This window comes from Parasphingorhabdus sp. (assembly GCF_039939955.1).
In the GTDB taxonomy this organism is placed as follows: domain Bacteria; phylum Pseudomonadota; class Alphaproteobacteria; order Sphingomonadales; family Sphingomonadaceae; genus Parasphingorhabdus.
Genome location: NZ_JBDVHS010000003.1, coordinates 245,675 through 256,748, shown reverse-complemented (window position 1 = coordinate 256,748; position 11,074 = coordinate 245,675). Strand labels below are relative to the sequence as shown.

Annotated in this window: 11 protein-coding genes and 1 pseudogene; 2 read left to right on the top strand and 10 right to left on the bottom strand. The window is 56.2% G+C overall.

From position 1 onward, the window contains the following. The 6 genes and pseudogenes from ABJG22_RS04405 to ABJG22_RS04380 form a co-directional block, all read right to left on the bottom strand. Nucleotides 1–231: pseudogene (locus ABJG22_RS04405) on the bottom strand (type II secretion system protein GspE); the annotation flags it as partial. Then, nucleotides 228–2,333, bottom strand: coding sequence for a type II secretion system secretin GspD (gspD, locus tag ABJG22_RS04400; protein WP_348019028.1), 2,106 nt, complete (start codon nt 2,331–2,333; stop codon nt 228–230). The gene gspD and the pseudogene ABJG22_RS04405, both read right to left, overlap by 4 nt. Continuing rightward, nucleotides 2,333–3,109 carry a type II secretion system protein N gene (locus tag ABJG22_RS04395; RefSeq protein WP_348019027.1) on the bottom strand — a complete coding sequence of 259 codons (777 nt, stop codon included), beginning with the start codon at nt 3,107–3,109 and terminating at the stop codon, nt 2,333–2,335. The genes gspD and ABJG22_RS04395 overlap by 1 nt, the downstream gene beginning before the upstream one ends. A 140-nt stretch (nt 3,110–3,249) precedes the next feature. Then, on the bottom strand, nt 3,250–3,900 hold the full coding sequence (locus ABJG22_RS04390) for an HAD-IA family hydrolase (protein WP_348019026.1): 651 nt from the start codon (nt 3,898–3,900) through the stop codon (nt 3,250–3,252). Next, a complete protein-coding gene (locus ABJG22_RS04385) occupies nt 3,897–4,328 on the bottom strand; it encodes a GNAT family N-acetyltransferase (RefSeq protein ID WP_348019025.1) in 432 nt (143 codons plus the stop codon). The genes ABJG22_RS04390 and ABJG22_RS04385 overlap by 4 nt, the downstream gene beginning before the upstream one ends. A 29-nt stretch (nt 4,329–4,357) precedes the next feature. Beyond that, on the bottom strand, nt 4,358–5,278 hold the full coding sequence (locus ABJG22_RS04380) for an SMP-30/gluconolactonase/LRE family protein (protein WP_348019024.1): 921 nt from the start codon (nt 5,276–5,278) through the stop codon (nt 4,358–4,360). An 86-nt stretch (nt 5,279–5,364) separates the two neighbouring features. On the opposite strand from ABJG22_RS04380, the gene ABJG22_RS04375 reads away from it, so the two are divergent. Both ABJG22_RS04375 and ABJG22_RS04370 read left to right on the top strand, forming a co-directional pair. Next, nucleotides 5,365–6,801, top strand: coding sequence for an NAD-dependent succinate-semialdehyde dehydrogenase (locus ABJG22_RS04375; protein ID WP_348019023.1), 1,437 nt, complete (start codon nt 5,365–5,367; stop codon nt 6,799–6,801). Between the two features lie 204 nt (nt 6,802–7,005). Then, the gene (locus tag ABJG22_RS04370) at nt 7,006–8,655 is read left to right on the top strand and encodes a thiamine pyrophosphate-binding protein (protein ID WP_348019022.1); all 1,650 of its coding nucleotides are present in this window, start codon (nt 7,006–7,008) and stop codon (nt 8,653–8,655) included. A gap of 21 nt (nt 8,656–8,676) precedes the next feature. On the opposite strand, the gene ABJG22_RS04365 is transcribed toward ABJG22_RS04370, so the two are convergent. The 4 genes from ABJG22_RS04365 to ABJG22_RS04350 all read right to left on the bottom strand — a co-directional run bounded on the left by ABJG22_RS04365 (nt 8,677) and on the right by ABJG22_RS04350 (nt 11,055). Next, entirely contained in the window at nt 8,677–9,087 is a 411-nt protein-coding gene (locus ABJG22_RS04365) for an EVE domain-containing protein (RefSeq protein WP_348019021.1), read from the bottom strand. A 100-nt stretch (nt 9,088–9,187) separates the two neighbouring features. Next, nucleotides 9,188–9,757 carry a fasciclin domain-containing protein gene (locus tag ABJG22_RS04360; protein ID WP_348019020.1) on the bottom strand — a complete coding sequence of 190 codons (570 nt, stop codon included), beginning with the start codon at nt 9,755–9,757 and terminating at the stop codon, nt 9,188–9,190. A 162-nt stretch (nt 9,758–9,919) separates the two neighbouring features. Further along, on the bottom strand, nt 9,920–10,687 hold the full coding sequence (locus tag ABJG22_RS04355; RefSeq protein ID WP_348019019.1) for an SDR family oxidoreductase: 768 nt from the start codon (nt 10,685–10,687) through the stop codon (nt 9,920–9,922). Then, entirely contained in the window at nt 10,684–11,055 is a 372-nt protein-coding gene (locus tag ABJG22_RS04350; protein ID WP_348019018.1) for a dihydroneopterin aldolase, read from the bottom strand. The genes ABJG22_RS04355 and ABJG22_RS04350 overlap by 4 nt, the downstream gene beginning before the upstream one ends. Between the last annotated feature and the right edge of the window lie 19 nt (nt 11,056–11,074).

Below are 11,074 nucleotides of genomic sequence, written 5' to 3'. Positions count from 1 at the left end.
GACCAGATCCACATCAAAGGGCAGAGACAGATAACGACGAACCTCCAGCAGTGCGGATGGATCAGAACCGGCCCGCATCACCACAGACGCACGGCCACCAGCCATCGCGCAAAGCAACAAACCATGATCACGCGCATAAGTATATGGCAAGTCTTCGACAGCCGCTGCCTCAACGGGACCATCATCCGCTTCGGAAACAACCGCCTCTGTTCCCCGCGCGATCTCCATCATTCGTTCCCGTTGGTCTCACTGACCCCAGGCGCATCGTCTGGAGCATAGATGATCTGATCATCCGGCCGCGACGGCACGGATGGCGGGACCGTACCAAGATAATCGCGCACCAATGTGTCGAGCGACGGCTCCTGATCCGGATTTTGCAGCAACTGACGACCGCGAATATAGCCATAGCGGCCACTTGAGAAACGCCGTGCATCATTAGGGTCTTTCAGGATCGTCGGACGGATGAAGACCATCAAATTGGTTTTGACCCGTGACCGTCCACGCGATTTGAACAATTCACCGATGAGTGGAATATCGCCGAGAAACGGTATTTTCTGGATCGTGCGGCGCTCATTGTCATCAAGCAGGCCGCCCAACGCGATAATCTCTCCATCACCCACGGTCACGGTAGTGTTGATTTCCCGCTTGTTGATAATCAACTCGTTGAAATCGTCGGACACCGGTCCGGCAATCGAACTGACCTGCTGGCGCAATTCCATCCGCACTTCATCGCCCGCATTGATCTGTGGGGTTACCTCCAGCTCAATCCCGACATTCTGCCGCTGGATCGTGCGAAAGGCATTGTCGAAATTATTCGATAATGCCTCTCCGGTCGACACCGGAATTTCCTGACCGAATAAAATGCTGCCCTTCAGATTGTTGTTCACGGTCAGCGAAGGCGTCGACAATACATTGCTATCGGTATCGGACTGCACCGCGTTGATGATCGCGCCGAGCACGGCGCTGCCCCCCAGGCTGGTCGCAAAGCCGCCAAAACCACCGCGAGCACCGAGCACAGCGTCCGCCGCATTCTGGCGCAGCGCGTCACCAACCGAACTGTTCGTGGTCACCGTGGTGGCCGTATCGGTCGTGGTGGTTGTGGTTGTGTCGAACTGATCGGCCAGCAACCCGCCGGCGACGTCGACGATATTCGGCGAGGCGTTGGAGAAGTTGGTGACCGCAAAGGGCACGTCTTCGCCGCCAACAAGCCATTGAACGCCCAGTTCACGGGCTAAGGATTCGGAAATCTCGACAATGATCGCTTCAACCACCACCTGTTCCTGACGGGTATCAAGCTGACGGATCAATTCGCCTATCATCCGCTGAACGTCAGGGTTCGCGGCGACAATGATCGCATTGGTACCTTCCAAACGGGTGACAATCGCCGGACCACGGCTTGCGATGCCATTGCCACCAGCAGCGGATGTGGATGCGCTGCCACTATTCCCAGCGGGGACAACCTTTGCGGAACCAACGCCCGAGGCTTGGCTACCCAGTAAATTTTCGATCACCGGTAAAAGATGCTCGGCATTGGCATAATCCAACCGATGGACGCGTATTTCGGTTCCCGATTCCGCGCGTTGGTCCAGTTCCCGCGCCATTTGGGCAAAGCGCGACACCGCTCCGGGATCACCGCGCAAAGCAATACTGTTGCTGCTGTCGATCGGCACCACAGTCACCGGTGCGCGCGACCCTTCTCCGCCGCCTTGCTCAGCAAGGGCCTGAAGCGAAGTTGCAATTTCCCGCGCTCCGGCATTTTTCAAATTGATGATGGTGCTCGCCGCACTGTCGCGGTCGATTTCTCCCACCAAACCGCGAATCCGACGAATATTGTCGGCATAGTCGACAATCACCAGACTATTGGCATTGCGGTTGGCGGTTATAGAGCCCTGTTTGCTGACCAATGGACGCAATGTCGCCATAGCCTCACTCGCTACGATAGATTTGAGCCGCACAACCTCCGTCACCAACTGGTTGGCCGCAGCACCACGCGATCCCATCCGGGTCGGCTGCGCAGCCGCTCCATCGGCCGGCTGCACGCGATAGGCCCCGCGGGCGGTGGGGACCGCCACCAGATTATTAGCGCGCAGGGTCGACAGGAAAATCTCGAAATATTCCGACCGGCTGAGCGGGCGATCGGTGACCACAGAAACTTTGCCCTGCACACGGCTGTCAAGAATGAAGGTGCGGCCGGTGACTCGCGCAGCATCCTGAACAAAGGCGCGAATATCGGCATCACGGACATTGAGCGTATGCTGCGCAGCAACCGGCGCCGCGGATAGACCGGCGCACAGAGCAAGGACCGCTATGATCCGGGCGAATAGGCTAGACATTATTGGGCTCCCAGATTGACGGCGATCGGAACGGTCTTGGCTCCGCGTTCAACTTCGACAGAAAGGCGTGCGCCGGGCCTGACCTGGCTCCTCAACGCTTCGATATCACCGGTCGAGCCAACCGGGTTTCCATTGATAGACACGATGATATCACCATTGCGAAAACCAGCGCTCTTGAACAGCGCACCATCTCCCAAAGGAGAGACCAATATGCCTGTGATACGGCCTTCTTCGTTACGCGGTGCCAGAGAGGCCACTCCCGGAATTTCTTGATCGGCTGCAGCAAAGGAATTGCGTGCGACGAGATCATCGCCACCGACAGTTTGTGCGGGGATCGACTGATCGAGATACAGACTCTCCAAAACGCCACCGCGATCAATGACCACATGATCAAATTCGACGCTATTCAGCGTAACACCCGATTGTATCTCTTCGCCCACAAGATAATTACCCTGCACGCCGTCCGAACCCGATAAAATGGCAGAACCCAGACCAGATGCCTCGTTCATGCGAATGCCAAAGAGCGTCAGCTGCAGCGAGGTTACGACATTGGCGCTCTGCGCCGCTCCATTGCGGAAGAAGGGATCGAAGCTGCTGAACAAGGTTAGACGCGATTGCGGTGACAGGACTTGCAGATCATTGGCACGATAATCACCAACCGGACCCAAAGGAGTCAGGATCAACCAGATCAATCTGATTGCCTGAATCAGCAACAAAACCGCCAAGAGAAGAGCCAGAACAGGGTAGAGACCCTGCTGACCAAACCAGCGGGTCATAGTGCCAAATCTTTCCGAAAAGCTGTTACTCACGAATCCCCACAAGCTTGCACCCCCGTCGCGCTATAGCGATTTCACGACCTTTCGACGACTCATTGATGACAAAAAGATTACAAGTTTACTCGGCTCTACAAGCGATATCAGGGCAATTGTATATTCAACAAAGCACCCAGTTCATCTAGCGCCTGCTGCTCTGCAGACACTTTGATCGCTGCCATACCCAGAGCCGCCGCTGGTTTGCAATTGATCCCAAGATCATCAAGATAAATGCATTGCGCCGGATCGACATTCAAAGCCTCGCACATCATCTGATAGATGCGTGGATCGGGTTTGCGGACACCCGCCTTGCTGCTCTCTATAATATGGTCAAAACGTTTCATAATCGCAGCAACCGCCGCCGCTTTTTCATCATTCATCGCCATGCCCGCGCCTTTGCCGGCCGGTACATTGTTGGTGATACAGGAAATTGCAAATCCTTCAGCTTTCAGGCGATCCAGCGTCGCCACCATATTGGACCGCACGTCGCCAGCCAGAACAGCCAGCACATCGGCGCCACGCAATTCCAAACCTAGGGCTTTGGCCTCTTGAGCAAAGGCTTCGTCAAAACCCGCGCCATCCAGCTCCGCCCGCTCGAACTTGGCCCAGGCGTTATCGTCGGGATTGGCGCTATTGATCCGGCGCACACTGTCCTGCGGCACACCTTTCTCGGCCTCCAGCCGGTTAAATGCTTCAAATGGCGACGAGGTAATAACCCCGCCAAAGTCAAAAATTACTGTGGTATATTGTGTCATTCATGATCCTTTGATTTCCAGCGGTACCGCATGTCTGGTTGCTTTTCTTCGTTCCGCTCACCGTTAGTCATTTCTTCCATCACAAAGCCAGCGGCCTCGTAAAATGCTCGTGCGCGCTGGTTAGCCTGAAATGTATAGAGTTGCAGATCAGTTTGTTCGCCTTTGGCATGATCGAGAAGCCTGCGGCCAATTCCTTCTCCTTGACGATCCACATCAACATACAGATGTTCAATCCAACCGGGTTCTAGCGCTATATGACCAAGAAGCTTCTGTTCCTCAAAAGCCCCCCAGATCGTCCCCTTGCCATAGGCTTCGTTGTAGAACTTATATGTCTCATCTAAACTATGTAGAGTCGGAACAAACCCCGGAATCAATGCACCGGCGCTGCGATGCTGACGGGCAGCAGCAGCTGTTTCATCTTTACGCAAGCGCCGAATTTGCATCAACTAAGTCAATTTCATTTGTTCAAATATTCCAATTTCATTCCGGGCCGTTTCCAGCGGGTTTTTACGAGTTTTCCTGTTGCCGACAGACATATCCAGGCGTCCATCATATCATCGCCGCCAAAGCAAATATTGGTGGTGAAGATATCCGGCGTCTCGACAAATTCGACCAGTTCGCCCTCTGGTGAGATCACGCTGATCCCGCATTCGCCGATGGTGGCAACGCAGATATTGCCGCATTCTTCCATCGCCAGACTGTCGAAAAACTTATAGCCGGAAGGACGATAGAGCGGGATGCCCGGGCCGCCGGGACCTGCGTCGGGGGCCACTTTGCCCGGCGCGGTAATGTTGAATTTCATCAGGCGACAGGTGAAGGTTTCCGCAGCGTAGAGCGTATTGCCATCCGGCGAGATGCCGATGCCATTGGGGTTTTGCGACGGGAAGATCACTTCTTCCAGATGGCTACCATCTGCCTTGGCATAGAAGATACCGACAATGTCGTGACTGCGTTTCTCGTAATCGGTCTTGCCATGATCGGTGAACCAGAAGCCACCGTGGCTATCAAACTGGATATCATTGGGGCCACGCAAGATGCAGCCGAAATCGCCGTCATTATAGAGCGTCTCAACTTCCCCCGTGTCAGGATCGACCCGCTGGATGCTGCCACCGACATAGTCTTTGGCGATACCGGCAGGGGTCAGGAATCCATTCTCGTCCTGATATTCAAAACCACCATTGTTGCAGACATAGATTGTACCATCCGGGCCAAGGGCGGCACCATTGGGACCACCGCCAGTTTTCGCAACCAGCTGTTTGGTGCCGTCCGGCAAGACCCGGGTGAGCTGCTGCGCCTCGATCTCGACCAATATGACGCTGCCATCCGGCATCGCAATCGGCCCTTCCGGAAAGCGCAGGCCTTCGGTAACTATCTCCATCACTTTATCCTCTCAAACTTTGTTACAGTCATTGCGGGAATTCGGTGACAAGTCTAGTAACAAGACAGATGGTTTCAGGAGCAACTATGTCAGGTGAATATCCCAAGAAATTGCAACTTCATATCGATGGTGAATGGATTGATGGCGCGGAACGCGATGTTCATCAGGTTGTCAATCCGGCGACGGGAGAGACCATTTCAGACCTACCAAAAGCAACCAAGGCTGATCTCGACCGGGCGTTAGCCGCCGCCGACCGCGCCTTTCCGATCTGGCGGGACACTCCCGTGGGCGAGCGCGCCGTCATTCTGCACAAAGCCGCAGAGCTGATGCGTGAACGGGCACCGGAAATCGGTCGTCTAATGACCGCAGAACAAGGCAAACCGCTGGCACAAGCAATTGGCGAGGTCACTGCGTCAGCCAATCATTTCGACATCATGGCGGAAGAAGCCAAGCGCTGTTACGGCCACGTTCTTGTGCGTCCTGCCGGACAGAATAGTTTCGTGAAATATCAACCCGTCGGCCCAGTAGCCGCGTTCAGTCCGTGGAATTTCCCGATATTCACGCCCGTACGCAAGCTGGCCCCTGCGATAGCCGCTGGCTGCTCGATCATCCTCAAACCGGCGGAAGAAACCCCGGCGAGCCCGATCGAAATGGTCCGTTGTCTTGTTGACGCAGGCCTGCCGTCCGGCGTGGCGCAAGTCGTCTTCGGCGATCCCGCAGAGGTCTCCAGCCATCTCATCGCCTCGCCCGTGATCCGCAAGATCAGTTTCACCGGCTCGGTCCCGGTTGGCAAGCATCTGATGAAGCTCGCCGCCGACGGGATGAAGCGCACCACGATGGAACTGGGTGGGCACGCGCCAGTGCTGGTTTTCGACGATTGCGATATTGAAAAGGCGCTCGATCTGACGGCCATGCAAAAATATCGCAACGCCGGACAGGTCTGCGTTTCGCCGACCCGCTTCTATGTGCAGTCCGGGATCTATGACCGGTTCGTCAAAGGTTTTACCGAGCGCGCCGCCAAAGTTGCGGTCGGGGATGGCTTCGGCGACGGAATTGAAATGGGGCCCCTTGCCAATCCCCGCCGCCCGAGCGCCATGGGCGCGATGATCGAGGACGCCCGAACCAAGGGCGCAGATGTGCAGCTCGGCGGCGAACGGCGCGGTGATACGGGGTTTTTCTTTGATCCCACCGTTTTGTCCCACGTTCCGCTCAACGCAACTATCATGAACGATGAGCCTTTCGGCCCGGTCGCCGTGATGCGGCCTTTTGACACGCTGGACGAAGCCATCGAACAGGCGAACCGTCTGCCGCTCGGCCTCGCGGCTTATGCCTTCACCAACAGCCTGCACACCGCGAACATGGTCGGCGACAGGATCGAGGCCGGAATGGTCGCGATCAACAATCTGACCGTCAGCCCCGGCGATGCGCCCTTTGGCGGCGTGAAGGAAAGCGGCCATGGATCAGAAGACGGACCGGACGGGCTCAAAGCCTATATGGTGACCAAAGCGATCCATCAGGCATAAGCAGTTGGCGCTTCGCATCAGCTCTTTTCCTGAATACCCTGCATCGTCCGCAACCGCGACAGCATTAAAAATGATTCGCACGAAGACACTAAGGCACAAAATGGATTTGGGGACATGTTTCCTTCGTGGCTTTGTGTCTTCGTGCGAGTCCTATAAACCAATGGCGCAGCTAAAGCTGCGGGTGAGATATCGAGAGGCTTGGACATGAACAAACGCACCGGCGCGCAAATTTTGGTCGATCAACTGGTCATCCAGGGCACTGACCGTATTTTCACCGTTCCGGGTGAGAGCTTTCTCTCCGTGCTCGACGCGCTCCACGATTGCGGCACCATCCAGACCATCTCCACGCGGCAGGACGGCAGCGCCGCCTTCATGGCCGAGGCCGATGGCAAGATGACCGGCGCGCCCGGCATTGCCTTTGTGACAAGAGGTCCCGGCGCGACCAATGCCAGCATCGGCGTCCACACCGCGATGCAGGACAGCACCCCGATGATCCTCTTCATCGGCGATGTCGCCCGCGATGACCGCGACCGCGAAGGCTTTCAGGAAGTCGATTTCACCGCCATGTTCACCCCGCTCGCCAAATGGGCCGCGCGGATCGACAATGCCGCGCGGATTCCGGAATATATCGCCCGCGCCTATGATACCGCCCGTTCGGGACGCCCCGGTCCGGTGGTGCTGTCCCTGCCCGAGGATATGCTGCGCGACGAGGTTGAAGCGCTCGACCGGCCCAAGGTGGTCGCCCCGGCCCAGCCGCTCTGCCCCGATGCCATGACCACGCTCACCGATATGCTGCGCGATGCGACCGATCCGATCGCCATCGTCGGCGGCGCGGGCTGGAGCGACAAAGCCAAGCACTATTTCGCTCAATATGCCGAACGTATCGGCCTGCCCGTGGCGGTCGCGTTCCGGCGGCAGGATAACTTCCCCAACGAAAGCCCGGTCTATGCCGGCAATCTGGGCTACGGGCCCAATCCGAAGCTGGTACAGCGTATCAAGGACGCGGATCTGGTGCTGGCGGTCGGCGCGCGGCTCGGCGAGGCGACGACGGATGGCTACACTTTGATCACCCCCGATCATCCCGATCAGATTCTCGTCCACGTCCATCCCGATCCAGACGAGCTCAACCATGTCTATCGCATCGACCTGCCAATCTGCGCGGAGATGGACGAATTTACCGAACAGGCCGCGCTTTGGCAGGATGATCTGCTCAGCTTTGACGCTGGCAAGGCGGCGCATGACGATTATCTCGCCTGGTCCACGCCGCAACCGACGGAAGCGAAGCTCGATCTCGGTCCCTGTGTCGCGGCGATGCAGGAACAGCTCCCCGCCGACGCCATCATCTGCAACGGCGCGGGCAATTTTTCCGGCTGGTGGCACCGCTATTGGAAATATGGCGCCTATCCCAGCCAGCTCGCCCCGACATCCGGCGCCATGGGCTATGGCGTCCCGGCATCGGTCGCCGCAGCCCTGCGCTTCCCCGACCGCGTGTCCGTGGTCATCGCCGGCGATGGCGACTTCATGATGAACGGTCAGGAGCTAGCCACCGCGATCCAATATGACGCGAACCTGCTGGTGCTGGTGATCGACAATGGCAGTTTCGGCACCATCCGCCTGCACCAGGAACGCGAATATCCGGCGCGCCTATCGGCGACATCGCTGAAAAACCCCGATTTCGCGGCCCTAGCCGAGGCTTATGGCGGATGGAGCGCGACCTTGGAAAGCACGGAAGAATTTGCGCCCGCTTTGACGGAAGCGATGAAACGCAAGGGTTTGCGGTTGCTGCACCTCAAAACCGATGTTGAGTTTCTGACCGCGGCTGGCGCGACCGTCAGCGGGCTGCGCAGCAAATAGCATCAATCAGGCTGGAGCCAATTATTCCCTGCCCATCTCCAATATCGCCTGCCACTCGCTCTCCGTCACCGGCGCCACCGACAGCCGTGACTGCTTGATAATCGCCAAATCCTCGAGCGCCGGATTCTGCTTCATTGCCTTCAGCGACACCGGCTTGGCCAGCTTGCGCACCGGCTTCACCTTGACCACGACCCAGCGGTCCGGATCGGTTGTCACATCCGGGCTATGCTCTTCTGAAACCTCCATTATGCCGACCACTTCCAGCCCCTGGCGTGAGTGGTAGAAAAAGACCTGATCGCCTTTCTTCATCGCTTTCATATTGTTGGAAGCCTGCGCGTTCTTCACGCCATCCCAGGTGCCTTCGCCCTCGGCGACCAGATCGTCCCAGCCATATTCATCCGGCTCCGATTTCATCAACCAATATTGCGGCATATTTCGCTCCTTCTCTACGAAACGGAGTGTAGCCGACACGCATCCAACAAAAAAGGCCCCGCTATTCAGCGAGGCCTTGCTTGTCGATTGATATCCTAACCTATTTGGCCATCAGGACATTGTCGATGATATGAAGCGTTCCGTTGCTGGATTCCACATCCGCTTGTGTCACATTCGCTTTGTTACCAGCGCCATCTTCCAAGACAATCGTGTCGCCATCCAATGTCGCCTCGATCGCGCCACCTTGCACGGTGGTGATGCTTGCGGTTCCGTCACCATCGGCAATTGCTTTGCTAATATCCGCAGCTGTCATGCTGCCTTCGATCAGACCGAACTTAGCGATACTCACCAATTCTTCCTTATTCTCAACCGTCAACAGGCCACTGAGCCGTTCGGCATCCATTTTATTGAACGCGTCATTCGTTGCGGTAAAAACTGTATAAGATCCATCATCTGCCAGTTCAGCACCAACGCCTGAAAGAGCAATTAATGTACCCGCAGTCGTGAGGTCGGGATTGTCCTGCACAATGGCGATCACGTTGGTTGGTTTTTTCTCATCGGCAATACGCGCGTCGAGGATTTCCTGTTCCTCTTTGCTGAGTTCCGATGAGCATGCCGGCACCATGGCTAACAGGGTCGATGCCAGAATAATTTTGGGGGCGTTGAACATGAATTTCCTTTCGTTGATTCAATTCGTTGCCCACACCATGCAGCCAACGAATGGCGAAATTCCGAGGCGGAATTAGCTAAGTCGGCAGGCGAAAGTAAACCCGCAATTTTCGATAATTGCAAAAAAACCCTGTCATTTTTCGGAGTAGAAAGGCGAAGCAGTTTAATCCTTGCCGAGATGAACAAAATCCCGGTCAAAACTCTTCAAATTGGCTCCGCCGTCGACATAGAGAATCTGTCCAGTAATGGCTTCACCGCTGGCCAAATATAGCACCGTATCGGCGATGTCGTCGGGGTTCGGAAGCCGGTCTAGCGGCATCATCGCCGTAATATTTGCCATCTGCTCTTCGCCATATTCCCCGGCGGTCAGAGTCAGGCCCGGTGCAATGCCATTGACGCGAATCCTGTCGGCACAGGCAACCGCCAGAGTTCTGACCGATCCTGCAAGCGCCTGCTTGGAGAGCGTGTAGCTCAATTGATCGCGATTGGGGTTGCGGATACGCTGATCCAATATGTGAATGACACAGGCCCGATCACTATCCACCGACCGACGTTGATGGAGAGCCGTCGTCAGCAGCACTGGCACGAGGCTATTGACCCGCAAATGATTCTGCATCTCCTCTTCGCAGATCGTATCAGCATCATCCTGGCCGAATATCGAAGCGCTGTTTACGATCAGTTCCGGTGTCCGGCCAAAATGACCAACGACTTCATCCATCAAGGATTCCGCCGCGCCTTCAGCCAGAAAATCCTGCTGAAAACAGAACCATTCACAGCCCGTTTCTTTCAACTTCTCGGCAAGCGACTCATCCGGTGTGACATCGCTGTTGCCATGCAGCGCCAGCGCATATCCTGAATCGGCCAATCGCGCCGCAATGGCGGCACCAACCCGTTTCACGCCGCCGGTGACGAGCGCGAGCGGTCGGGTCATTTCCTGCCCCGACTAAGCGTGATGCCAATCTGCTCCCCTTTTTCCGAGATCAGCAGCTTCACAATCTTCACCGTGACGCGCAGTATATTCTCATCCTGTAGAAACAACGTTTCAATGATATGATCCGCGACCGCCTCGATCAGCTTAAAATGTACACCTTCAGGCAGCGCATCGGTAGCGGCATGTTTCAGGTCCATATAATTTTTGGAATGATCCAGCGGGGTATCCGCGTCATAACGCTCCTGGACCTTCAGCTCCGCCGCGATTGAAATGCGCAACGGCTGCGGCAAATGGGTTTCTTCGGAATAAATCCCGGTGAGCACGTCAACATCCAGGTCGTTGACTTCCAAAAGCAATGTGTCTGTCATATCTTATCTCTGACCATGT